Raw genomic sequence first — 2,500 nt, forward strand, 5'->3', positions numbered from 1 at the left:
CAGACAAAGCGAAGCACACGCGTCCGGGGCCATTAGTACGGCTCAGCTCAACACATCTCTGTGCCTACACCTGCCGCCTATCAACGTCGTCGTCTCCAACGCCCCTTTATACCGGATGACTCATCTCGGGGCCGGTTTCGCACTTAGATGCCTTCAGCGCTTATCCTATCCCAACGTAGCTACTCGGCCGTGCCTGCGGCCAGACAACCGATCCGCCAGCGGTTGGTCCATCCCGGTCCTCTCGTACTAAGGACAGATCCCCTCAGTCATCCAACGCCCACCACAGATAGAGACCGAACTGTCTCACGACGTTCTGAACCCAGCTCGCGTGCCACTTTAATCGGCGAACAGCCGAACCCTTGGAACCTTCTCCAGCCCCAGGATGTGACGAGCCGACATCGAGGTGCCAAACCTCCCCGTCGATGTGAGCTCTTGGGGGAGATCAGCCTGTTATCCCCGGCGTACCTTTTATCCTTTGAGCGATGGCCCTTCCATGCGGAACCACCGGATCACTATACCCGACTTTCGTCCCAGATCGGCCTGTATGCCTCACTGTCAAGCTGGCTTCTGCTATTGCACTCCCCTGCCGATTACCGTCCGGCATGAGCCAACCTTGGGAAACCTCCGTTACCCTTTCGGAGGTGACCACCCCAGTCAAACTACCCACCAAATACTGTCCCCCAAAAGAGGTTAGATCACCAGTCAGCCAAGGGCGGTATTTCAAGGTTGGATCCAGAACGCCTGGCGACGCCCCTTCAACTCCTCCCGCCTATCCTACACATGCCTGACCAGCAACCCATATTAAGCTGTAGTAAAGGTGCACGGGGTCTTTTCGTCCCGTGGCGGGTAAGCGGCATCTTCACCGCTACTACAATTTCACCGAACTCATGGTTGAGACAGTGCCCAGATCGTTACACCATTCGTGCAGGTCGGAACTTACCCGACAAGGAATTTCGCTACCTTAGGACCGTTATAGTTACGGCCGCCGTTTACTGGGGCTTCAGTTCAATGCTTTCCCTTGCGGGTAACATCCCCCCTTAACCTTCCAGCACCGGGCAGGTGTCAGACCCTATGCGTCAACTTTCATTTTGGCAGAGTCCTGTGTTTTTGGTAAACAGTCGCCTGGGCCTCTTCTCTGCAGCCTCCCATCACTGGGTAGGCCCCCCTTATCCCGAAGTTACAGGGTCATCTTGCCGAGTTCCTTAACCATGATTCTTTCGCGCACCTTAGAATATTCTTCCCAGCTACCTGTGTCGGTTTACGGTACGGGTATCCATACGCTTGACGCACCCTCACTTTTCTTGGAAGCCCCTTCAGTGTTTCGTGTTGGCCGAAGCCGCCACTCAGCGCCCTATTCCGTCAGGACCCAACACCCCCGGCACTCCGTCATGAGACTACCTGCATGGATAGTGTGGGACTATTAACCCACTTCCCCTCAGAACCCGCCATTCGGCTGCCCCTTAGACCCCGACTAACCCTCCGATGACTGCCATCGCGGAGGAAACCTTAGCTTTTCGGTGTGAGGAGTTCGCATCCTCATTCTCGTTACTTATGCCTACATTTGCTTTTCTGTGCGGTCCACCAGCGGCTCACGCCCCAGCTTCACCCCCCACAGAATGCTCTCCTACCACATCATGCTCTTGCATGAGTCCACAGCTTCGGTGAAATACTTGATGCCCGGTTATTATCGACGCCCGCCCCGCTCGACCAGTGAGCTGTTACGCACTCTTTAAAGGAATGGCTGCTTCCAAGCCAACCTCCTGGCTGTCTCAGCAGCCGGACCGCCTTTGTTCAACTTAGTATTCACTTGGGGACCTTAGCTGGTGGTCTGGGTTGTTCCCCTCTCGGAGCAGGACCTTAGCACCCTGCCCCTCACTGCCCCGCACCCCTCTGCGCATTCGGAGTTCAATAGAAGTTGGTAGGATGTGACTCCCCCGCATCCTGTTGGTCGCTCTACCTCACAGACGGTAACACGGAACGCTGTTCCTAAAAACATTTCGGAGAGTACGAGCTATTTCTCAGTTTGATTGGCCTTTCACCCCTACCCGCAGCTCATCCGGAAGCTTTTCAACGCTTATCGGTTCGGCCCTCCACGGTGTGTTACCACCCCTTCAGCCTGGCCACGGGTAGATCACCAAGTTTCGCGTCAACCCCTGCTGACTGCACGCCCTGTTCAGACTCGCTTTCGCTTCGGCTGCGTGTGTCTACACACTTAACCTTGCCAGCAACGGTTACTCGTAGGCTCATTATGCAAAAGGCACGCCGTCACCCCCATCACGAGGGCTCCGACCGCTTGTAAGCGTCTGGTTTCAGGTTCTATTTCACCCGGGTACACCCCGTACTTTTCACCTTTCCCTCACGGTACTCTGCACTATCGGTCTTCTGAACGTATTTAGCCTTACCGGATGGTGCCGGCTGCTTCAGAGGGAATTTCTCCGGTTCCCCCCTACTCAGGATCCCCAACCCACCAACGCACGGACCAGAACGGGACTCTCACCCT

Annotated in this window: 1 rRNA gene (cut by a window edge); it reads right to left on the reverse strand. The window is 55.7% G+C overall.

Annotated features, from left to right (window positions below):
• Window positions 1-11: 11 nt before the first annotated feature.
• A 23S ribosomal RNA gene (locus EQG79_RS30830) occupies window positions 12-2,500 on the reverse strand (it continues 348 nt past the right edge of the window).

Origin of the sequence: Spirosoma sordidisoli (assembly GCF_004138325.1) — a bacterium.
Classification (GTDB): Bacteria; Bacteroidota; Bacteroidia; order Cytophagales; family Spirosomataceae; genus Spirosoma; species Spirosoma sordidisoli.